The organism is Micromonospora sp. WMMC241 (assembly GCF_027460165.1).
Classification (GTDB): domain Bacteria; phylum Actinomycetota; class Actinomycetes; order Mycobacteriales; family Micromonosporaceae; genus Micromonospora; species Micromonospora humi.
This window is the reverse complement of the sequence record NZ_JAPZBF010000001.1, coordinates 3,258,739-3,280,444: the sequence shown is the minus strand read 5'-3', so window position 1 is coordinate 3,280,444 and position 21,706 is coordinate 3,258,739. Positions and strand designations below refer to the sequence as shown.

The 21,706-nt window shown below is 71.2% G+C and carries 17 protein-coding genes; 10 read left to right on the top strand and 7 right to left on the bottom strand.

All coding sequences use genetic code 11. The features are described 5' to 3' along the window. Positions 1–61 precede the first annotated feature (61 nt). The 4 genes from O7598_RS15175 to O7598_RS15160 are packed head-to-tail and all read left to right on the top strand — an operon-like array spanning position 62 to position 3,404. Positions 62–1,060: a LacI family DNA-binding transcriptional regulator gene (locus O7598_RS15175; RefSeq protein WP_269691998.1), complete on the top strand. Its 999-nt coding sequence runs from the start codon at positions 62–64 to the stop codon at positions 1,058–1,060. Further along, positions 1,057–2,214: a mandelate racemase/muconate lactonizing enzyme family protein gene (locus O7598_RS15170; RefSeq protein WP_269691997.1), complete on the top strand. Its 1,158-nt coding sequence runs from the start codon at positions 1,057–1,059 to the stop codon at positions 2,212–2,214. The genes O7598_RS15175 and O7598_RS15170 overlap by 4 nt, the downstream gene beginning before the upstream one ends. A 21-nt stretch (positions 2,215–2,235) precedes the next feature. Further along, positions 2,236–2,868 carry a tyrosine-protein phosphatase gene (locus tag O7598_RS15165; protein WP_269691996.1) on the top strand — a complete coding sequence of 211 codons (633 nt, stop codon included), beginning with the start codon at positions 2,236–2,238 and terminating at the stop codon, positions 2,866–2,868. Positions 2,869–2,894: 26 nt separating this feature from the next. Beyond that, positions 2,895–3,404: a pyridoxamine 5'-phosphate oxidase family protein gene (locus tag O7598_RS15160; RefSeq protein ID WP_269691995.1), complete on the top strand. Its 510-nt coding sequence runs from the start codon at positions 2,895–2,897 to the stop codon at positions 3,402–3,404. A gap of 16 nt (positions 3,405–3,420) precedes the next feature. On the opposite strand, the gene O7598_RS15155 is transcribed toward O7598_RS15160, so the two are convergent. Beyond that, a complete protein-coding gene (locus O7598_RS15155) occupies positions 3,421–4,041 on the bottom strand; it encodes a class I SAM-dependent methyltransferase (protein WP_269691994.1) in 621 nt (206 codons plus the stop codon). Between the two features lie 86 nt (positions 4,042–4,127). Beyond that, on the bottom strand, positions 4,128–5,072 hold the full coding sequence (locus tag O7598_RS15150; protein WP_269691993.1) for a sugar phosphate isomerase/epimerase family protein: 945 nt from the start codon (positions 5,070–5,072) through the stop codon (positions 4,128–4,130). A 130-nt stretch (positions 5,073–5,202) separates the two neighbouring features. Between O7598_RS15150 and O7598_RS15145 the strand changes: the two genes are divergently transcribed. Then, positions 5,203–5,682 (top strand): NUDIX hydrolase, encoded by a 480-nt coding sequence (locus O7598_RS15145; protein ID WP_269691992.1) that lies wholly within the window; start codon positions 5,203–5,205, stop codon positions 5,680–5,682. On the opposite strand, the gene O7598_RS15140 is transcribed toward O7598_RS15145, so the two are convergent. Further along, positions 5,610–6,509, bottom strand: a complete 900-nt coding sequence (locus O7598_RS15140; protein ID WP_269691991.1) for an arginase family protein — start codon at positions 6,507–6,509, stop codon at positions 5,610–5,612. The genes O7598_RS15145 and O7598_RS15140 overlap by 73 nt on opposite strands. Positions 6,510–6,529: 20 nt before the next feature. Continuing rightward, positions 6,530–7,261: a class I SAM-dependent methyltransferase gene (locus O7598_RS15135; protein WP_269691990.1), complete on the bottom strand. Its 732-nt coding sequence runs from the start codon at positions 7,259–7,261 to the stop codon at positions 6,530–6,532. A 94-nt stretch (positions 7,262–7,355) separates the two neighbouring features. Here O7598_RS15135 and O7598_RS15130 point away from each other — a divergent pair, with 94 nt between their 5' ends. After that, entirely contained in the window at positions 7,356–7,889 is a 534-nt protein-coding gene (locus O7598_RS15130; RefSeq protein WP_269691989.1) for a DUF6817 domain-containing protein, read from the top strand. Positions 7,890–7,894: 5 nt separating this feature from the next. Here O7598_RS15130 and O7598_RS15125 read toward each other — a convergent pair whose 3' ends face one another. From O7598_RS15125 to O7598_RS15115, 3 genes are all read right to left on the bottom strand, one after another. After that, positions 7,895–8,269, bottom strand: coding sequence for a hypothetical protein (locus O7598_RS15125; RefSeq protein ID WP_269691988.1), 375 nt, complete (start codon positions 8,267–8,269; stop codon positions 7,895–7,897). Between the two features lie 82 nt (positions 8,270–8,351). Further along, positions 8,352–10,079, bottom strand: a complete 1,728-nt coding sequence (locus O7598_RS15120; RefSeq protein ID WP_269691987.1) for a DUF6119 family protein — start codon at positions 10,077–10,079, stop codon at positions 8,352–8,354. 96 nt (positions 10,080–10,175) lie between these two features. After that, entirely contained in the window at positions 10,176–10,718 is a 543-nt protein-coding gene (locus tag O7598_RS15115; RefSeq protein ID WP_269691986.1) for a DUF4352 domain-containing protein, read from the bottom strand. Between the two features lie 99 nt (positions 10,719–10,817). Here O7598_RS15115 and O7598_RS15110 point away from each other — a divergent pair, with 99 nt between their 5' ends. From O7598_RS15110 to O7598_RS15095, 4 genes are all read left to right on the top strand, one after another. Further along, the gene (locus O7598_RS15110; RefSeq protein WP_269691985.1) at positions 10,818–12,740 is read left to right on the top strand and encodes an N-6 DNA methylase; all 1,923 of its coding nucleotides are present in this window, start codon (positions 10,818–10,820) and stop codon (positions 12,738–12,740) included. A 99-nt stretch (positions 12,741–12,839) separates the two neighbouring features. After that, complete coding sequence (locus O7598_RS15105) at positions 12,840–13,904, top strand: serine/threonine-protein kinase (protein WP_269691984.1); 1,065 nt, start codon at positions 12,840–12,842, stop codon at positions 13,902–13,904. 14 nt (positions 13,905–13,918) lie between these two features. Continuing rightward, positions 13,919–16,723, top strand: a complete 2,805-nt coding sequence (locus O7598_RS15100; protein WP_269691983.1) for a helicase-related protein — start codon at positions 13,919–13,921, stop codon at positions 16,721–16,723. Beyond that, positions 16,720–21,606: a class I SAM-dependent DNA methyltransferase gene (locus O7598_RS15095; RefSeq protein ID WP_269691982.1), complete on the top strand. Its 4,887-nt coding sequence runs from the start codon at positions 16,720–16,722 to the stop codon at positions 21,604–21,606. Before O7598_RS15100 ends, O7598_RS15095 begins: the two co-directional genes overlap by 4 nt. Positions 21,607–21,706 lie beyond the last annotated feature (100 nt).

The window sequence follows — 21,706 nt, the reverse complement described above, 5'->3', positions numbered from 1 at the left end:
GTCAAGACGTTCCGCAGGGGGAAAATCGATGCAGCCACGGACGCACGTGACCCTGGAAGACGTGGCCAGAGCCGCCGACGTCTCGCTGGCCACGGCCTCCCGCGCGCTCAACGGCATGCGCGTCACCCCGCACCTGCGCGACCGCGTCCTCGCCGCCGCCGCGCAGCTCGCCTACACCCCGAACGCGCACGCCCGCGCGCTCGCCGGCGCCTCCCACCGCACCGTCGGCGTCATCTGCCACGACGTCACCGACCCCTACTTCGCCGCCATCGCCGGCGGCGTCATGCGCGTCGCCGGCGCCAACGACCTGCTGGTCATGCTCGCCAGCACGTTCCGCGATCCGGAACGCGAGATCGCCTACGTGTCCATGCTGCGCGCCGAACGCGCCCCGGCCATCCTGCTCATCGGCTCCGGCTTCGAGGACACCCGCTGGGAGCGGGCCATGGAGGCCGAGCTGAAGCCCTACCTCGACGGCGGCGGGAAGGTCGCCGTGGTCAGCCGGCACCGCAGCCTCAAGGTCGACAGCGTGCTGCCGGAGAACCGCGCCGGCGCCGCCGCCATGGCCCGCGCCCTGCTGGAACTCGGCCACCGCCGCTTCGCGGTGCTCTCCGGCCCCCGCGCGCTCACCACCGTCATCGACCGCCTCGGCGGTTTCCGCGACGAACTCGCCGCCGCCGGCGTCCCGCTCGACCCGGCCGAAGTGGTCGAGGGGCCGTTCACCCGCGACGGCGGCTATCAGGCGATGACCGAACTGCTCGACCGCGGCCTCGACGCCACCTGCGTGTTCGCGCTGACCGACGTGATGGCCATCGGCGCGTACGCGGCGCTACGCGACCGCGGGCTCTCCGTGCCCGGTGACGTCTCCGTCGCCGGCTTCGACGACATCCCGATCGTCCGCGACCTCACCCCGCCGCTGACCACCGTGGCGCTGCCGCTGCGCGAGATCGGCGAGAAGGTCATGGAGTTGGCGCTCACCGAGAACACCGGCAGCCGGCGGCGGATCGTGCGCCTGACCGGCGAGGTCGTCGTACGCGCCAGCACCGCCAAGGTGGGCTCGTGACCACGCTCGCCGGCCTCACCGTCGACCGCGTCGAGACGTACGCGGTCGCGCTGCCCACCATCCGCTCGTTCGGCGTCTCCGGCGGCGCCGTCGCCGTCGCCGGCACCCCGAGCATCCGGGTGCTGACCAAGGTGAGCGCGGACGGCATCACCGGCTGGGGCGAGGCCACCCCGATCCCCGCCTGGACCTACGAGACCGCCGAGTCCATCGTCACCACGATCGACCGCTACCTCGCCCCGGCCATCCTCGGCCGCCCCGCCTGGGACCTCGACGGCGTCACCACCGCCTTCGACCGAGCCATCAACCGCGGCTTCACCATCGGCGCGCCGCTGGCCAAGGCCGCCGTCGACATCGCGCTGCACGACCTGCTCGGCCGCGCCCTCGGCGTCTCCGTCGGCGTGCTCTGGGGACAACGCCGCCGCGACACCGTCGACCTGGGCTGGATCGTCGCCGGGCAGAGCGCCGCCGAGGTCGCCGACGCGGTCGCCGAGGGACGCGCGCTCGGCTACCGGGCGTTCAAGGTCAAGGTCGGCCTGCACACCGAGGCCGAGGACGCCGCAGTGGTCCGCGCGGTGCGCGACGCCGCCCCCGACGCGGCGCTCTGGGTCGACGCCAACCAGGCGTACACCTGCGACGCCGCGCTGCGGATGGCCCGCCGCCTGGCCGACCTCGACGTCACCGCGTTCGAGCAGCCGCTGCCGGCCAACGACGTCGCCGGGCTGCGCCGGCTGCGCGCCGCGTCGCCGGTGCCGGTCGCGCTCGACGAGAGCCTGCGCCACCCCAGCGACCTGGCCACCTTCGTCAAGCTCGACGCCGTCGACGTGGCCATCGCCAAGGTGCAGCGCAGCGGCGGGCTGACCCTGTCGCGGCGGCTGTGCGCGCTCGCCGAGGACGCCGGGGTGCGGCTGATGGGCTCCGGGCTCACCGACTCCGACCTCGGCCTCGCCGCCTCGCTGCACCTGTTCGCCGCGTACGGCATCGAGACCCCGGTCGACCTCAACGGCCGGCAGTTCCTCACCTCGTCCTACGCCACCGGGGAGACGGTGCGGATCCACGACGGCGTGGCGACCGTGCCCACCGGCCCGGGCCTCGGCGTGGACGTGGACGAGTCGGTGGTGCGGGAGCTGGCCGTGGACGTGCTCGCCCGCGCCTGACCCCGGGCGTACGCTCGATTCGTGCCCCGCCTGACCTGGCCCGACCTGCGCAACGCGCGCGACGTGGGCGGCCTCCCGACCGCCGGTGGCGGTCGGATCCGCCAGCGGGCGCTCGTCCGCACCGACAACCACCGTCGGCTCGGCGCCGCCGGACTCGCCGCCCTCCGCTCGTACGGCGTCAGCCGCGTGCTCGACCTGCGGTGGCGGTCGGAGGCGGAGGCGGACCCCAGCCCGCTGGCCGCCGACTCCCGCTACCGGCTCGTGCCGGCCTGCTTCGACCCGACCGGCGACGAGGACATCCCGCCGGACAGCTACCGGTTGCTCGTCGATGCCAGCCGGGAGCGCCTGGCCGCCGCGTTCACCGCGATCGCGGACGCGCCACCCGGCGCGGTGGTGGTGCACTGCCACGGTGGCCGGGACCGCACCGGCGTGCTGGTGGCGCTCGCGCTGCACATCGCGGGCGTGCCGGTGTCGGCCATCGCCGCCGACTACGCGCTCACCGAGAACGCCCCGGCCTTCATGATCACCAACACGTGGGACCACCTGCACACGCGCTACGGCGGCGTCACCGACTACCTGCTCGGCTCCGGTGTGGCCGCCGCCCACCTCTCCGCCGTCCGCACCAGACTCACCGGGGAGCCGCCGGCCCGGTAGGGTGCCGCCATGATCGAGGACGCCGCGTGCCGTTGACGAATCCGTGGCTGGCCGGGCCGACGCCGACGCGGAAGCTGGACCGGGAACGCCTCGAGGAACGCATCCTCAACCTGCTGTCGTCGCAGAACATGTGCGTCCTCGCCACCGCTGGGCCGGACGGGCCGCTGGCCACCCCGGTGCGCTACTACTCGCTCGGCTTCACGCTGATGTTCACCGCCGCGCCGCGCTCACCGAAGATGCGCAACATCGCCGCCGACCCGCGGGTGTCCGTCGGCGTCTTCGCGCCGCTGGTCGGGCTGGCCAGCAGCCGCGGCGCCCAGGTGTTCGGCGCCGCCCGGGTGCTCGCCCCGGACCACCCGGACCACGCGCACCACTGGTCGGCCTTCCGCTGGCAGAACGAGCACGCCGAGCGGGGCCGGTCGTTGGCCGAGCCGCCCCAGGAGACGCTCGTGCTCGTCGAGGCGGAGCGGATCGTCTACACCGAACACTGGCTACGCCGCGAGGGTTACGCCCCACGCCAGCACTGGCGCCGCTGACCACCACGGGACCCGCTCAGCGTCGGCGGGTGGTCCGCAGCAGGTGGCCGGGGAGGCGGAGGTCCTCGGTGTCGACCCGGGCCAGCACGTCGATCGGCTCGACCGTGGTGTGCGTCCAGGTCGGGTCGGGGAACGCCGACCGCAGTGCGTCGGCGTCCAGGCCCCAGCCGCCGCCCGCCTCCGGCGACACGGCCAGCACGAACACGGTTCCGCCGGGCGCGGTCAGGCGCGGCAGCAGGGCCAGGTAGTCGCCGACCGCGGCCCCGCGCCGGTCCAGCGTGTGCAGCAGCCCGGAGTCGAACACCGAGTCGTACGGCGTGGGCGGCACCGGCAGGCGGGTGGCGTCGTGCACCTCGAAGCGCACGGTCAGGCCGGCCGCGGCGGCCTTGGCCCGGGCCAGCGCGATCGCCACCGGCGACAGGTCGACGCCGGTCACGTCGTGGCCGAGGCGGGCCAGCGCCAGGGCCAGCTCACCGGTGCCGCAGCCGACGTCGAGCACGCGCGGGCCGCGTACCCCGGTGTCGAGCACCGCGGCGAGCGCCGGCTGCGGGCCGCCGATCTCCCACGGCGGGCGCCCGGTGTCGCTGGTGTCGCGGTAGAGGCGGTCGTAGTGGACGACGTCCGGCTCGTCGGTCATCGCGTACCCCCTCGGTCGGTGCGTGACCACGACCCGAGCCTGCCACGTCCGACGGCGGCCGTGGGGCCCCACGCGCGGACGCCGCGTCAGTAGGTCAGGCGGCGCAGGTAGCGGTAGCCGACGGCGGCGGTCTGCTGCGGGGTCACGTCCGGGGTGTCGTTCTCCACGATGTACTCCAGCACCGGGTGCCGGCGGAAGATCCGGGCGAAGTCGATCATGCCGGTGCCCAGGTCGGCCATGTCGCCGGTGGCCGGGTCGCGGTCCTTGACGTGGTATTGCAGCACCCGCTGCGGCGCGGAGCGGATGACGTCGAGCGTGAAGCCCTCCGGGTCCCGCACGCCGTCGCCGGAGTTGATGCCGCCGGTGACCGCCCAGTAGATGTCGATCTCCAGGTGCACGAGCCGGGGGTCCAACTCCTCGGTGAGCACGTCCCACGGGCGCCGGCCGTTGCCGAAGTCGATGGTGAACTCGTGCGCGTGGTTGTGGTAGCCGTAGCGCAGGCCGGCCCGGCGCGCGGCGGCGGCCTCGACGTTCATCTGCTCCGCCCAGCGCTTCCAGTCGTCCTCGCGGTCGGAGTTCAGGTAGGGCACCACCATGAACCGCTGGCCCAGCGTACGGGCGTTCGCGATCTTCTGTTCCAGCCCGGCGGCGTCGGCGGCGATCCCGTCGTGGCTGGAGCTGGCCCTGATGCCGATGCCGTCGAGGAACCGGCGCAGCTGCCCGGCGGTGCGGCCGAAGTAGCCCAGCGCCAGCTCGACCCGGGGGTAGCCGATCCGGGCCAGGTGGGCAAGCGTCGCGTCGTAGCCGGGTGGGCCGTTGAGCGCGTCGCGGACGGTCCAGAGCTGGAGGCTGATCAGCTCCTTCGGCACGTGCCGCCGGCCGTGGTGGTGCCCGCCGCCGGCCTGGGCCGCGGTCGCGCCGAGCCCGCTGGCCAGCCCGACACCGGCGAGCGCCGCCAGCGAGCCGCGCAGCAGGTTGCGCCGGTCGAGCGAGCGACGTAGCGCGCCCTCCCCGTCGAATCCGTAACACATGACGGTTCTCCTCTCGGCCGGCCTGCGCCCGACGCTACAAAAGACATGTCGATGTGTCCATGACTTTCGCTGTTCTCGTCTCGACTTCTGTCTCGCTGAGGCAAAAGGCGTGGTGTGGCATGCTCGGGCCGTGGCCTTCTACGACGTAGCCCTCGTCCTGCTCGTCGACCGGACCGGCGCGATCCTCATGCAGCACCGGGACGGCAACGCGCCCGTCTCACCGCACCAGTGGAGCCTGCCCGGCGGCAGCATCGAGCCCGGTGAGACGCCCGAGCAGGCCGCCCGCCGCGAACTGCTCGAGGAGACCGGCCTGACCGCCGGCGAGCTGCACCTGTTCTGGAGCGGCCCGCGCCCCCACGAGGAGGGCTTCCCGCACACCGTCACCGTGTACATCTTCCGCGGCGACACCGACGCCCGGCAGGAGGACGTGGTGCTAGGCGAAGGGCAGGCGATGGTCTTCGTGCCCCGCGACGAGGTCCTCGACCGGGAGCTGGCGGTCAGCGCCGCGAAGGTGCTGCCGATGCACCTGGCCGAGACTCAGCCCGCTGCCCTCAACGCTCCGGCCAGCTCCCGCACGAACCGGGGGAGCACCTCGCCGTCCGGCAGGTGATCCGGGTTGATCTCGGTCACTGACAGCCCGGCGAACCGCGGGCTCGCCACCAGCTCCGCCAGCGTCGTGGCCGCCTCGGCGAGACTCAGCCCGAACGGCTCCGGCAAGTCGGCCAGCGGTGCGTCCACGAAGCGCAGCACGTCCACGTCGAAGTGCACCACGAACGTCTCGGCGGCGGCCTCCGCCGTGGCTCGGGCCCGGCGCGCCGCCGCGACCGGGTCGGCGTGCACCTCGTCGGCCGGCACGTAGGCGAGCCCCAGCTGCGCCACCAACTCCCGCTCGTGGTCACCCCGGGGCAGTGAATCGCCGTACACCACCACCCGGTCGGGTGTCAGCAGCGGCACGGCCGGGCCGACGCCCGTCACCTCGGGCAGCGTTCCGGGCAGACCGAGCAGGTGCGCTAACCCTGTGGCGTCCAGGTTGCCGTTCGGCCGGGTCGCCGGCGTGTAGAGATCCGGACCGCCGTCCACGTAAACCAGCGCGGGTGACCGGCCGGCCCGCGCGTGCCCGGCGACCAGACCGATCGTGACGGTGCAGTCGCCGCCGAGCACCAGCGGCGTGCGCCCGCCGGCCACCGCCGCCGCGACGAGCTCGGCCACCTCCGACGCCACCGCGGCCACCGCGCCCGCGTTCTGACCCCGGGGGTACGCCGGATCCGGCCGCCACCGGAACTCTCGGATGTCACCGGCGTCCTCGACGGGGGTGTGCTGCCTGATCAGGTCGACCAGGCCGGCGGCGCGCAGGGCGGCCGGGGCGCGCTCGACACCGGGGGTGTGGGCGCCGGCGCTCGACGGCGCGCCGATCACCGTCCACATGCGATGGCGCATGGCCCACCCTAACCGGCTGATCAGCGCAGGACGAGCAGGTCAAGCGCGTCGACGACAGGGCCGGTGGTGACACGTGCCGCCTCGCGGAGGCGCGCGACGCCTGCCGCGTACTCGTCGTCGCTGATCAGTTGCAGCGGGGTGTGCGCCTCCCGTCGCAGGCCGGCCGCCGCCTCCCGCAGCGACCCCGCGGTGACCTGCGGAACCGGCTCGACCGCGGCGGTGGCGAAACCGGCGTCGGCGAACGCCGCCTCGACGTCGGCGATCGAGGGATAGGAGTCGAGCACGCGTACCGCCTCCGGGAAGTAACGGAACAGGGTGATCGCCTCGTGTCGGCCGGCGAACGCCGACCGGATCAGCACCGGGCCGCCCGGCCGCACCACCCGACGCAGCTCCCGCGCCGCGGCGGCCAGGTCCGGCACGTGGTGGACGACGGTGGAGAGCCACACGCCGTCCACGCTGGCATCGTCGAGCGGGACGCGCGTGGCGTCACCGGCGAGCACGGGCCGGAACACGCAGCGGTCGCGCATGGCCGCCGACGGGTCCACGGCGACGACCTCCAGGCCCGGGAACCAGGCGGTGAACGCCTGGGCCCAGCTGCCGGTGCCGGCGCCCAGGTCGAGCAGGCGCATGCCCGCTTCCGGGGCGAGGTGCAGCGCGACGGCGTCGCGCCAGGCGGCGAACCCGTCGTCGGTCGGGTGACGCGTCGCCGCGAAGGCCTCCGCGTCGGTGTCGTCGTACGCGATGCGAGCCATGCGTCGAGCCAACTCCGCGGCCAAGCCGTGAGGCAAGCGTTCTGTGACGAACTGCGCACATGCGACGGGCTTTTCCGCGCCTAGGGTCGGAATCATGAGCGCTGACGTCGATGTGTACGCCTGGCTCCGCGACCGCGGCGCCGAGACCATCGCGCATCCCGGCGGCACCCTCTACGCCCACCTGCGCCGGGTGCGGCAACGCCTTGCCGAGCTGGGCCAGAGCCCGGACGTGCAGCTGGCCGGGCTGACGCACGCGGCGTACGGCACCGACGGCTTCGACGTCGTGCTCCTCGACCACACCGACCGGGGCCCGCTGCGCGCCCTGATCGGGGCCGACGCCGAGGACCTCGTCCACCTCTACGGCGCGTGCGACCGGAAGCGTTCCTGGCCGATGCTCGCCGCCACCGGCACGGTGCACGACCGCTTCGCCGGACGGGCGGTGAGTGTCCGCGCCGACCAGGTGACCCCGCTCGTCGACCTGAGCATCGTCAACGAGTTGGACGTGGTGCAGCACCTGGCATCGGTGTCCGACGCGCATCTGGCGTACCTGCGGGAGTTGTTCGCCACGTGGTCGCCGGCCGCGTCGGTGGCCGTGCGCGGTGAGGCGGCACGGGTGCTCGGCGGGTAGCCGCATCAGCCGGTGAGGCTGACGTGTCCGTCGCGCCGGAACGCGCCGCCCGGGTGCCCGGCGCGGCCTTTCCAGCCCGCGACGACCGGTGGGGAGGCGCTGGTCCGCTGCCCGATCTCGCCGCGTCCCCGTTCCTGGTCGGGTCGGGGCCGGCAGGCGGCGCCGTGGTCGGCGGCCAGCCGGACCGCGTTGTCGAGAAGCTGACCGGCCGAGGTGAGCTGGTCGTAGTGGGCCGCGGTGAGCGCGAGGGCGACCGTGTCGCCGATGCTCCGGCACCGGGGGCAGTCGGTGCGGAAGACGTGGCGGCGCAGCGGGAGGACGCGGGCTTGCAGGGCAGCGGGGAGCAGGTCCAGGGCCTGGCGGAACTCGTCGGGGCGCACGGGTGCCTCCTCGGGATGTCTGCGGGCAGGGGCGACCGGCCCGGCGTGATACGCCGGGCGGCCGGTTCGGGAGCGGTACGCGTCAGGCGGGTGGGATGGCGACGATCTCGACGTCGACGCCTTCGGCGCGCAGCGTCTTCACCGCCTGGTAGAGCGCGACCTGGGCGAAGGTGAAGAGCGAGTCCACGGTGAGTGCGCGGCCGGCGCTCAGCGCGATGGCGTAGACGACGGTGCGCGGGCGGAAGTCGTCGGGCAGGTCCGGCCCGCCGGGCTGGGCGCGGACGAGGTCACGGAACCGGGTGCGCGCCTGGGCGTCGTAGCGCAGCGCGTCGTACGAGGTGACGCCCTGGGCGAAGAGGTGGCTGAGCGGGGAGCTGCCGGAGGCCCGCTTGACGTGGATCAGCTCGCCGTTCGGGCCGAGCAGGTCGCACGCCTCGATGCCGCGCGGGTGCTGGCGGGTCCGGACGAGCTTCTTGTCCAGCAGCACCAGCCCGGGGTCACGCTTGGCGGCCTCCCTGTTGTAGGCGTCCTCGTTCGGCAGGTGCGCGGTCCAGGGCGGGAGCGCGATGCTCGACGGACGGTCCAGGATGCGGCTGATCTCCTCGCGCAGGAACTCCCGGTGCCGGTCGCCGATCTCGTACCAACGGCCCTCGTGCAGCAGCACGTGGCTCGCGTCGAGCGCCACCTCGGCGGTGAGCCAGCGGGACACCGGCGTCGACGCCATCTCCTCGGTGCCGGCGGCGTCGGCGTAGAGCGTCAGCGTCCCGTTCCGCAGCCCGTTCCACCGGTCGCCGTCGAGCGCCCGGGTGGTGTGCGCGAGGATGCCGTCCAGGTCCAGCTCCGTGGTCAGGGTCGGGCGCCGGCCGGTGCGGGGCACCCGGATCCGGTACGAAACGACGTGTTCGACGTCGGCCACGAGGCTGCCCGGCACGGCGACGCCGAGATCCGGCGGGTCGGCCAGCGCCAGCCGCCGGTCCAACTCGTCGGCCAGCGCCGCCTGACGCGGGTCGGTGGAGCGCAGCGGCCGGATCTGCTCGATAAACTCCAGATCCGCTGGAGGCGACTCCTGCCGGCACACCCGATCGATCTCCCGCAGGTCGGCCAGGAGACGCTCCGGGGTGACGCCCAGCGGGATGCGCAGCGCCTCACCGCCCTCGACCTTTACCGCACCGCCGGAGGTCCGGCAGGCGGTCAGGTGCGGGTTGTCGGTGCGGCCGCACACCTGGCCGACGATCTCGCCCCACTTGTCGATGCCGTACCGCCAGATGGGCTGGCCGCCCGGCACGAGGCTGCGGTCCACCCGGCCGCTGGCGCCGAGCATCCGCCGGCGGACCTGGCGGATGTCGTCGGGCCGGAGCGCCCGCACCGCGAAGCGGACGCCGAACGTGGGATCCACCTTCTCCTGCTCGACCATGAACCGGCCCAGCGTGCCGAAGGTCAGGGCGTACGCCCGGTCGTCGACGGCCAGCAGCAGCGCGCCGCCGCCGCTGCGGTAGCCGAGGGCCACGTCCACGCCGACGAGCCCGGACAGGATGTCGCACCACTCGGCCCGGGCGCGCGGCGCGCTGCCGTGCACCAGCAGCGCCGGCACGTCGGCGACCCGGTGCGGCGCCGGCTCGAAGCCGTGCCGCCGCAGGTAGTCGACGTTGAGCGCGGAGGCGAGGCCGTCGGCGGTGGACGGCACGGCGAGCCGGTAGACGGTGGTCGGGTAGGTGCCCAAGGGCGTCGGCGGGTGCGTGGGGTCGAAGAGCGGGAGCTGCTCGGGGAGACGGCGGTCGGCGCCGTCGTCCGGCTTGTTCGCACTGCGCATGTCGATCTCCTCGCGTAGAGAGGGGGACGGCGGTGGTGCGGAGGGAGTCGCGTCGGGGGCGGGCTTCGCGGGGCCCGTCCCCGACCGGTGCGGGGATCAGCCGAGGGCGACGGTGACGCCGCCGGAGAACGCGGAGTCGTGCAGTTCGAGCCGGGTGAGCTTGACGGTCTTCGGGATGTCGAAGACGAACACGCCGGTCACCTGGTTACCGGGGTTGATCTCCTCGAAGAACGTGCTCTGCTCCTGGTTGGCGTAGATGCCGGCCTCGGTGTCGGTGGAGTATTCGGTGCCGTTGGCCGCGTAGGCGGTCTGGCTGCTGCCGTCGAGCAGCTGCGCCTTCTTGCCGATGTTCTTGACGGTGATGGTCACCAGGCAGAACTGGCCCTGCGCCTTGGCGCCCAGCGCCGACGACCCGACCTTGGTGACGCCGCACTTGGCGGACTTCACCGTGAATTCGAACTTGCCGTCGCGGGCCGGTTGGCCGATCTTCGCGGTCTTCGGCGTGTCCCCGCCCTGCCCGCCGCCCGCGCCGGTCTCCGTCTGGCCGCTGCTGCTGGTGGCGTCGTCGGTCGAGCCGGCGCCGCAGCCCAGCGCGACGAGAGCGCCGGCGATCAGGGCGAGCGTGGTGGTCTTGCGCATCGTTGTCCTCCTGCTGTGAATGTGGCGGCGTCAATAAGAACATCATCCGTGAACACTGTCAACAGACATTATGCTTGACGGATGTGACACACTCCGAATGTGCAGGAGACACCGACCATCACCGCAGCGGAGATCGCCCGGCTCGCCGGTGTCGGTCGGGCCGCCGTCAGCAACTGGCGCAAACGCCACGACGACTTCCCCGACCCGGTCGGCGGCAGTGCCACCAGCCCCGAGTTCGACCTCACCCAGGTCGAGCGCTGGCTGCACGCCCAGGGCAAGCTCCCCGAACTCGCCACCGGCGACCGGCTCTGGCGACACCTCGCCGCCACCAGCACCTCCCCGGCCGCCGGCCTCGCCGCCGTCGGCATCCGGCTGCTCGCCCGGCAACGCGGCCAACGCCCCGCCCGGTCGACAGACCCTCAGCTCAAACCGCTGCTGCCCGACGTCGACAAGCTCGCCGACGAACTCGGCCCGCAGGGCGCGTTCGACGCGCTCTGGCAACGCTTCTCCGCACCCGGACCCGGCCGCCCCTTCGCCACCCCCGACGACTTGGCCGACCTGATGGCCGGCCTCGCCGACGTTGGCGGCGGCTCGGTGTTCGACCCCGCCGCCGGCTCCGGCGCCACCCTCCGCGCCGCCGTCCGCGCCGGCTGCACCTCCGCGTACGGGCAGGAACTCGACAGCGATCTCGCCCGGCTCGCCGGACTCTGGCTGGCCCTGCGCGACGTGCCGGGAGAGGTGAGCACCGGCGACTCGCTACGCGCCGACGCCCACCCCGGACGCACCTTCGACGCCGTCGTCTGCCACCCGCCGTTCGGTGCCAGCAACTGGGGCGACGACGAACTCGGTCACGACCCGCGCTGGATCGTCGGCACCACCCCGCGTACCGAACCTGAACTGGCCTGGGTCCAACACGCCCTGGCCCATCTGCGTCCCGGCGGCCACGCCGTACTCCTGATGCCGCCCACCGTCGCCGGCCGCCGCGCCGGCCGGCGGATCCGCGCCGAGCTGCTGCGCCGCGGCGCGCTGCGTGCCGTCGTCGCGCTGCCACCGGGGGCGGCGGCGCCGCACGGCGTACCCCTGCACCTGTGGGTGCTGCGACGCCCGTCGGCCGACGCGCCGCCACCGGCGCGGACGCTGCTCGTCGACGCCGCCGCCGGCGACCTGGCGCGCGTCCTCGACACCTGGCGGGCGTTCGCCGCGGGCGACGACGTCGACGAGGCTGGCTACGCGCGGGCCGTGCCTGTGATCGAGCTGCTCGACGAGGAGGTCGACCTCACCCCCGCCCGCCGCCAACCCGCCGTCGTGGGCGAGGCGAGTGGAGAACAGCTGGTACGCACGCGCGAACGCCTCGCCGCCGTCGTGGCCGACCTGCCGGCGCTGATGCCGCAGGTCACGCCCGCGCCCGACGGGATCGACGGGGAGTTCCTCAACGTGGGGGAGCTGGTCCGGGCCGGGGCGTTACAGCTCCTCGGCCCGCTCCGAGGCACCGGCGACGGTGCCTCCGACGGTGACGGGCGACCGGTGCTGACCGTGGCGGACGTGCTGGGCGGCGTGGCGGCGACCGGGCGGGACGACGGGCGGCTCGGGCAGGAGATCGAGCTGGCTGTCGGGGACGTGGTGGTGCCGATGATCGCGCGGCAGCTCACGGCGCGGGTGGTGACGGTCGACGGTGTTCTGCTGGGGCGGAACCTCTATCTGCTGCGGCCCAATCCTGCGGTGTTGGACTCGTGGTTTCTGGCCGGACAACTGCGGACGTCGACGAATGAGCGGCAGGCGTCGAGCCTGTCGGGGACGCTGCGGTTCGACGTGCGGCGGGCGCAGGTGCGGCGGGTGTCGCGGGAGGAGCAGGGGGCGTACGGGGAGGCGTTCCGGCGACTGGACGCGTTCGAGTCGGCAATCCGACAGGCCGCCGCGATGGGCGCCGAACTCGTCCAGTTGACCGCGGACGGACTGGCCCGGGGGGCTCTGACGCCGACGTCCCGGCGTTCGGACCAGCGCAAATCGCCGAAGGGTCAGTAGCTCCTTGATCGTTCAACGATGTACGGTCGTGCGTCCACCGGGTGTGGCGTCGACGGATCGGGTCGGCAGTTCGGTGGGGTGTCATCGTGAGGGGGTGGGATGACGCTGGGCAGCATCGGCGGCTTCAAGTTGGTCAAGCCGCTGGGGTCGGGCGGGATGGGTGAGGTGTTCTTCGCCGTGTCGCCGACCGCCGACCGCGTCGCGCTCAAGGTGATCCGGAAGCACCTGCTCACCGAGTCGACGGTCCGGGACCGATTCGCCGCCGAGGTCGACAGCCTCAAGCTGGTGTTCGGCTCGCGGATAGCCCGCTTGGAAAACGCCGACCCCTACGGCGACCCGGCCTGGCTGGCGGTCGAGTACGTGCCGGGCGCGACGCTGCGGCAGCACGTCGACGCCCGTGGCCCGCTGTCGTTGCCGGTGGCCGCCATGGTCGGCGCGCTGCTCGCCGACGGCCTGGGCAGGGTGCACCAGGCCGGCCTGCTGCACCGCGACCTGAAGCCGCAGAACATCATCCTCGGGCCGGACGGTCCGAAGCTCATCGACTTCGGTCTCGCCATCCTGATCGACCGTAGCGACTTCCTGACCGAGCCGGGGGCTCTGGTCGGCACGCCCGCCTACATGTCGCCGGAGCAGGTGCGGGGGGAGCGGGAGCTGACCGCTGCCGTGGACGTCTACGGGCTGGCCGCGACGCTTGTCTTCGCGATGACCGGCCACGGCCTCTACCCGCCGACCAACTCGTGGAACCTGCTGCTGCGCATCACCGAGCCGAGCGACCTGCCCGACCTGTCCGGCGTGCCGGCCGAGCTGGCGCCGCTGCTCGGCGCGATGCTCGCCCACGATCCCGGCGCCCGACCCGGCCTCGACGACGTCGGTGCTCGGCTGCTGGCGGTCGCCTCGGCGAGCAGCGGCAAGAGCGTGCCGAGCCTCCGGCAGGAGGTCGCCGGGCTCACCTACGACGGCGAGACTGAGCTGCTCGTCCCGCCGGACCTCCAGGACCCGCGAAAGGAGCCGGAGGACACCGCCGTCGACGCGCACGACACGCTCGAGGTGCCGGACCCGGCCCCCACCCTGCCCGACCCGGAGCGCGCCGCCGGCCGAGGCCCCGACGTGACCTGGCTTGTCGACCGGATCCGCCGCCAGTACGCCCGCCGCTCGACGCTGTAGGAAGGCTCCACCGTATGACCACCTCCCAGGACGCCATTTTCGCCCCGGGTTCCCGCATCGTCGTCCGGGACGAGGAGTGGCTGGTGCGCAGCGTGAAGACCGGCACCGCCGACGGCACGATGATCAAGGCGGTCGGCGTGTCCGAGTTCGTGCAGGACGTCGAGGCGACGTTCTTCACCGAGATCGACAAGACGATCCAGGCGATGCGGCCCGAGGACACCGTGCTGGTCCACGACACCTCCTCGCGATTCCGGCAGAGCCGGCTGTTCCTGGAGGCCGTGCTGCGGCGTACCCCGCTGCCGCGCACCGAGCGCGGGCTCGCGTTGGCCGACCGGTTCCTGCTCGACCCGCTGACCTACCAGCAGCGCCCGGTGGAGCTGGCCCTGGCCGGCCTGCGTCCGCGCATCCTGCTCGCCGACGTGGTGGGGCTCGGCAAGACCCTGGAGATCGGGCTGATCCTGGCCGAGCTGATCCGCCGGGGCCGGGGCGACCGGATCCTGGTGGTGTCGCCGCAGCAGGTGCTCGAACAGTTCCAGCGGGAGCTGTGGACCCGGTTCGCCATCCCGCTGGTGCGGCTCGACTCGACCGGCATCCAGCGCATCCAGCAGGAGATCCCGGCTGGGCGGAACCCGTTCACCTACTTCAAGCGGGCCATCATCTCGGTCGACACGCTCAAGGACGCCGGCCAGTTCGGCCACCACCTCGACGCCACCACCTGGGACGCGGTGGTCATCGACGAGTCGCACAACCTCATCAATAAGGGCACCCAGCGCAACGAACTGGCCCGCCGGCTCGCCGCGAAGACCGACGCGTTGCTGCTGGCCAGCGCCACCCCGCACAACGGCGACAAGGAGTCGTTCGCCCAGCTCATCTCGCTGCTCGACCCGGCGGCCATCGCCGACGAGAAGCGGTACGAGGCGAAGGACATCGCCCATCTCTACCTGCGCCGCACCAAGATCAGCCCGGAGGTGCGCGACCAGATCGGCGACCGCTGGGCCGATCGTGGTCCCTCGCAGGCGGTGCGCTGCACGGCCGGCCCGATCGAGGAGCAGATCTTCGACGAGCTGACCGACGTGTGGCTGGCCGGCAAGTGGAGCGACGAGGCGGTCACCGGGCAGCACCGCCTGTTCCCGTACACGTTGGTGAAGTCGTTCCTCTCCTCCCACCGGGCGCTGCACGAGACGGTGACCAACCGGCGCAAGAAGGCCACCGGCGCGGAACGGGCGGCGCTGGACCGGCTCGCGGAGCTGACCTCGGCGATGACCGACCAGGACTCCAGCAAGCTGCGCAAGCTCGTCGAGGAGCTGAAGGAGATCGGCGTCGGGCGGGGCAGCGACACCCGGGCGGTGGTCTTCTCCGAGCGCGTCCCCACCATCAAGTGGCTGGCCGAGACCGTCCCGGCGATGCTCGGGCTCAAGCCGAACGCGGTGCGGGTGCTGCACGGCGGCGTCGCCGACCAGGACGAGCAGCGGATCCTCCAGGAGTTCGAGCTGGCCGGCAGCGACGTGCGGCTGCTGTTCACCGGCGATGTGGCCTCCGAGGGCGTCAACCTGCACCAGCAGTGCCACCACCTGATCCACTACGACATCCCGTGGAGCCTGATCCGGATCGAGCAGCGCAACGGCCGCATCGACCGCTACGGGCAGAAACACCAGCCGCAGTTCCGCGCGCTCATCCTCACCTCCGACCGGGAGGACGCCAAGGACGACCGTACGGTCTCGGAGAAGCTGCTCGACCGGGAGGCGGTCGCCCACCGCAGCCTCGGCAGCGTGGAGGCCGCCACCGGTCTCTACGACGCCAAGGCCGAGGAGGACCGGCTGGTCCGTGACCTGCTGGCTGGCCGAAGCGTCGACGAGTCCTACGAGGCCGCGCACGCCGAGATCGACGTGATGGCCGACCTGTTCGGCGACGTCGGCACCGCGCCGGTCGCGGCGGACATTCCGGTGGCCCGGGTGCCGAAGCTGTTCGGCTCCACCGAGGACTTCGTCGACGCGGCGCTCCAGGAGATCTACCAGGACCGGCCCGAGGACCACATCGACCTGCGCCGCGAGGACGAGCTGCTGACGTTCCTCGCCCCCGACGACCTGGTGCACCGGCTCACCGACCTGCCCCGCTCCTATCTGCGTGCCCACCGCGAGGGCGAGGACCTGCGGCTCAAGGTCACCTTCGACCGCGGGCTCGCGCAGCGCAAGCTCGACCAGGCCCGGCAGAGCAAGACCCCGATGTGGCCGGAGGTCGCCTTCCTCAGCGACGTGCACCCGATGGTCGACTGGCTGGTCGACAAGGTGCTCATCCGGCTGGGCCGTCAGCAGGCCCCGGTGCTGACCGCCGACGTGTCCGCGCCGACCTATCTGATCCAGGGCGTCTACGCCAACCGCCTCGGCCAGCCGACGGTGGTGCAGTGGATGGCCGTCTCCGGCCTGCCCACCGCGCCCGAGATCCGGCCGATGGACGAGGTGCTGCGCGAAGCCGACGTCGGCCCGACCATGGTCAACCGCGCGGAGGCCGCCGCCCTCGACCCCCACCGGCAGCTCCTGCCGCAGGCCGTCCGCGTCGCCCGCGCCCACCTGGAAGGCAAGCGCGACGAGTGGGCCGCGGCGAACGCCGAACCGCTGGAGCAGTACCGCCGGCAACTGCGCACCTTCGAGCAGGCCAGCCTCTTCGACGAGCTGCCCGCGGCGCACCGCGCCAAGCGCCGCGAGCACGCCCGGCACACCGTCGCCGAGCAGCACGACCTGCTCGACCGCCTGGAAACCGCGGGCGACCCGCTGCTGCGGGTCCTCGCCGTCCTCGTCCCGTCCCCGGAGAGTGCCGCATGAGCTTCGACGCGTTGACCAACCGCGGTGAATACCTCTCCGCCCACTACCTGGCCGAGATCCTGCCCACCACGCTCAAGGGCGGCCTGCTCAAGCAGTGGACCGAGCGGGAGAAGGCCGGCGACCCGACGCCGCGCACCGGCCTGCGTGGCCTGCGCCGGCCCTACTTCGACGCCAAGTCCGAGCTGGCCGACGACGAGTTCTTCGACCCCGAGCGGCAACGCAAGCTGCACCAGGAGCTGTTGAAGGCGCTCGGCTTCGAGCCGAACCCGCAGACCATCACCGTCGAGCGCGCCGGCCAGGAACACCAGATCGCCGTCGCGCACGCCGAGCTGACCTCCGCGCACGGCATCGTCGCGCTGGACTGCGGCTGGGCCGTCGACGCCGAGGCCGCCCAGGACCCGGACGACGCCGGCCGGCTGCTCGCCCCGGTCACCCTCGGCGGCACCGAGACCATCGACACCGGTGCGAAGCTCGCCTCCTGGCTGTTCGCCGCCGACAACCCGAAGCCCCGGTACGTGCTCATCCTCAGCGGCGGCGTGGTCACGCTCGCCGACCGCGTCGCCTGGGGCGAGGGCCGCTACCTGGCGGTCAGCCTGGACACCGCCTACGCGCGCAACGACGACAAGGAGTACGGCGTCGTCGCCGCCCTCTTCGGCGCCGACTCGCTGCGCCCACCCGCCGAGGGCGGCACCGAACCCCTCGCCGACCTGGTCGCCGGCTCCCGCCAGCACGCCGTCGGCGTCTCCAGCGAGCTGCGCGAGGGCCTGAAGGTCTCCGTCGAACTCATCGCCAACGAGGTCCTCGACCGCATCCGGCAGGCCGGCTACCAGCCGCAGGACGTGATGGTCCTGGACGAGCTGGCCAAGGAGCTGGGCCGGGAGGCGCTGCGTTACCTCTACCGGATCCTGTTCCTGCTCTATGCCGAGGCCCGCCCCGAGCTGGGCGTCCTGCCGGTCAACGACCGCGAGTACGTCGAGGGCTACAGCCTCGCCCGCGTCGGCGACCTCGTCTCCCGCCGGCTCGCCCCCTCCGCCGAGGACGGCTTCCACCTGTACGAGTCGCTGGAACTGCTGTTCCGCATGGTCAACGGCGGCCACCGCCCGCGCGGTGGCGCCGACGTCGACGACAAGGCCAGCGAGGGCGAGGGCCTGCGCTTCGAGCCGATGAAGTCGGACCTGTTCCTGCCGGAGAAGACCAAGCTCATCGGCCGCGTCTTCGCACCGGACGGCGACGAGGACGACCCGGACGCGCCGACCATCGACACCCGGCTGCGCAACAAGGTGCTCTACCAGGTGCTGCGCCGGCTAATGCTGACCAAGGGCGCGAAGAAGCGCCGTGGCGGTTTCATCTCGTACGTGCAGCTCGGCATCAACCAGCTCGGCGCCGTGTACGAGGGCCTCATGTCGTACACCGGTTTCGTCGCCACCGAGCAGCTCTACGAGGTCGCCAAGAACGGCGACCCGAAGGACGGCTCGTGGATGATCCCGGCCTCCAAGGCCGACGAGTACGAGGACAGCGTCTTCGTCTACAAGGAGGACCCGTACACCGGAGTGCGGAGCCGGGTCAGCTACACCCCCGGCGCGTTCGTCTACCGCCTCGCCGGCCGGGACCGGCAGACCAGCGCCTCCTACTACACCCCGCAGTCGCTGACGGAGGTCACCGTCCAGCTCGCCCTGAAGTACCGCCTCGACCAGGACGGCACCACCACCCCGGCGCGGGAGCTGCTGGACTGGACGATCTGCGAGCCGGCGCTCGGCTCCGGCGCGTTCCTCAACGAGGCGATCAATCAGGTCGCCGCCGAATACCTGCGCCGCCGCGCCCGCGAGTTGAAGGTCGACCTGGACCCGGAGCAGTACCAGGTGGAACTCCAGCGGGTGAAGGCGTACATCGCGCTGCACAACTGCTATGGCGTCGACCTCAACCGCACCGCCGTCGAGCTGGCCGAGGTGTCGCTCTGGCTCAACGTCATGCACGCCGGCCTCCAGGCCCCCTGGTTCGGCCTGCACCTTCAGCGCGGCAACTCCCTGATCGGCTGCGGACGCAAGACCTACGAGCCGAAGCAGCTCGCCGACAAGTCGTGGCTCACCACCGCCCCGGCCGAGAAGCCGTTCCGCGACGGGCCGATCGACGAGGGCGCCATCCACCACTTCCTGCTCCCCGCCGACGGGTGGGGCGCGGTCGCGGGGGAGAAGGAGGCCCGGGAGCTGGCGCCCGCCGAGACCGCAAAGCTCAAGGCATGGCGTACGGCGATGAAGCGCGTGCCGTCCGCCAAGGGCAAGAACTCCCAGGTCAAGCGGTTGCAGGCGCTGGCCGGGCGGGTCGAGTTCCTGTGGGGGTTGGTGCAGCAGCGCCTGGACATCTCCGAGCGGGAGATCCGCCGTGACATCACCGTCTGGGGTGCCGACGACCTGCCGCCGGTGACCGAGGCGGTGGCCCGGGACAAGATCCTCGCCGACCTGACCGCGCCCGGCACGCCGTACTGGCGGCTCAAGACGCTGATGGACGTGTGGTGCGCGCTGTGGTTCTGGCCGCTGGACAAGGTGGGGCTGCTGGACGGCTCCGACCCGGTCTATCCAGCCGCGCCGGTCCAGGTCTCGCACGTCAAGGACGTCCCGGCGTACGAGGAGCCGGCCGCTTACGAGGTGGCGGACCTCTACGGGAACGTGCAGCCGCAGCAGATGAAGCTGCCGACGAAGGCGACCGGGACCCGGCGGCTGAGCGTGGCGGAGCAGTTGCGCCGGCAGGTGCCGTTGACCGACCTGGACGATTGGCTGACGTTCGCGGAGGCGCTGATCGGCCGCAGCGACGTGGACGAGGCCACCGAGCGGTTCTACGGCCGGAAGTTCACGACCCTGGACGAGATTAGCGAGTTCGAGCAGCGGCTTGACGGTGTGATCGGGGTGGACTCGCCCTGGACACTTTCAGATCGCTTCCCCTGGCTGCTCGCCGCCGACCAGGTCGCTGAACGTCAGGGATTCTTCCATTGGGAACTCACCTTCGCCCAATCCTTCGGCAAAGGTGGCTTTGATCTTCAGATCGGAAATCCGCCATGGGTTCGCCCCGATTGGCAAGAAGATATCGTCCTAGCCGAGCGGGACCCGTGGTTTGTCATGACGGAGGCTGTGTCAGGACAGAGAAGGAAGGACCGCAAGAGGACTGTGCTACAAGCTGGCGGCTTTTACATGCGTGAGCTTACTGTCAATGCGGGAAGCGTCGGCTTTTACACATCTATAGCTAATTACCCCTTGCTGTCAGGGACTCGTCCGGACCTCTACCGGGCATTCATGTGCCGCGTTTGGGCAAGTATCTCCGGCGCTGGCACCGCTGGGCTGATACATCCCGACAGTCATCTGGCAGGAGCTCGCGAAGCGCGCTTGCGTTCGGGTGCCTATGAGCACCTGAGACTCCATGGGCACTTTCAGAACATGCGCCTACTTTTTCGAGAGATTAACTGGCGTCAGGAATTCGGTATCCATGTTTATGGATCACGACGGAGTCGGATCGATTTTCTGCATGCGAGTTGGTTGTACGCGCCTGAGACGCTGGTCGGATCACTGGCGCATGACGGAACGGGTGCCCTGCCGGGCATGAAGGCGTCAGGTACTTGGGACCTGCGTCCGCATAGAGGGCGGTTAATTGCCGTAGATGAGTCGGTGCTCTCGGAGTGGCGAATGGTTGTCGGGGATGCCGGCATGTCGGTACGTCAGGCCCCGCTACTGCAGCCAATAACCGTTGGGGAGCAGCGAGCAATATCTGCGCTTGCCTCTGTGAATCGGCGGCTAGCAAATTGCCGTCCGATGATCTCGACAGGCCTCAATGAAAAAACTGCAAAGGAGGACGGATTAATCGAGTGGGATACATCCGCGAGTGATGATTGGTCCGAGGTGATCCTGCAAGGGCCGCATTTCGGAGTAGCAACGCCGTTGGCCAAACAACCCAACACTCCATGCCGGAGCAACAAGGACTACGAGGCATGGGATCTGGCCACCTTGGATGAGAACTCTGTGCCGCGGACAAATTATAGACGGACTGCTGAACGTGCCGCTTTTCGACAGGCTCAGGATCTGTGGTCGGGTATTTCCGCAACTGACTACTACCGACTCGTTTGGCGAGAGATGGTGCCCCTCACCACCGAGCGAAGCCTGTTTGCTGCAATTATGCCCCCTGGACCGACACATATTCATGCCGTTCGGTCTATGGTGGTGGGTGCCGAGCGTGAGACCGCTTTGCATGCGGCCTTCTGGTCCTCCTTGCCGCTTGACTACCTGCTTCGTATCACTGGTCGTGGCCATTTAGACGTGAATAATTCGGGGGCAATGCCGGCCCCTGACCCTGATCATCCGCTTGCATCTGCCGCACTGCTGCGCGTGCTTCGACTAAATTGCCTTACCAGGGCATACGCCGCGCTGTGGGAAAAGGTTTACGACAGCCGTTGGCGTGCTGAAGAATCCTGGGCGGTGCCTTGGCCCGCACTACCCGAAGCGGAAGTGCTCGGTGACCTTGAGCGCTCTTGGACGCGAGAGGTTCCGCTCAGGACGGAAAGGGCTCGCCGATCTGCCTTGGTTGAGCTTGACGCGCTCGTCGCTGTTTGGCTCGGCATCGGGGAGGAGGAGCTGCTGTCGATGTATCGGGCCCGCTTTCCCGTACTTAATGAATATGAGTCCGCGATGTGGTTTGATAGCAAGGGCCGTAGGATCACGCGAGATTACTATGCGCGTGGCATCTATCAGTCAAACAACGCGCATGATCAGCTGATCAAATATCTGGATGATTCGGAGCGTAATCCGGTGCCCGAGGGTTATCAGGTGCCATTCTATAAGGCGGATCGGGAAAGCGAGTATCGGCAGGCGCATGCCGCATTCCGAAAACGTCTCAGTGATTAGATTGACAACAGCTTGTCGCCCGCTTGGCCCGCATTCTTCTCATCAAGCTGGTTGATTGCAATGGTCCGCCACTTGCGCCTGGCCGATACTTCCTTGCGGT